We start from the raw sequence: 474 nt of genomic DNA on the forward strand, positions 1-474 counted from the left end.
ACTAACATGGAATGGTACAGTGGCCGAAGTATCTGGCTATGCGTTTGCTGCTGCAAATTCCAGAACCTGTTTATCACGCCCGATACCGGCAACGGCAATGGTTACTCCATTTTTCTGATAACGCACCAGACAGTCACGAGCGGCTATATCACCGTCGATTTCAATCGCATCCCATGATTGGGCATGGCAAGCGTAATTGATAGTCAGGTCGTAATGTACGCTCCAGAAAAATGGCACGTCCTGAAATTTTTTGTTGGCACCCAGTAGATTTTCAGCCGTCACTTGTCCTTGTCGTTCTGCCACCACCCAATGTTCGATACGTAACGCCTGACCGCTTGCTTTATCGCGCCAGCGGGCCACATCACCTGCGGCATAAATTCCCGGCACGCTGGTTTGCAGACACTCGTCCACCAGGATACCTGTGTCAACGTTGATGCCGGCTGATTCATCTAGTGTGGTACGTGGTCGCACACC

1 protein-coding gene is annotated in these 474 nt (G+C 51.1%); it reads right to left on the reverse strand.

The window, feature by feature from the left end:
- Nucleotides 1–36: 36 nt before the first annotated feature.
- A partial coding sequence (locus SQ11_RS15650) for an FAD-dependent oxidoreductase (RefSeq protein ID WP_198140904.1) occupies nucleotides 37–474 on the reverse strand: 438 nt, incomplete at its 5' end.

The organism is Nitrosospira sp. NpAV (assembly GCF_000832065.1).
Lineage (GTDB): Bacteria > Pseudomonadota > Gammaproteobacteria > Burkholderiales > Nitrosomonadaceae > Nitrosospira.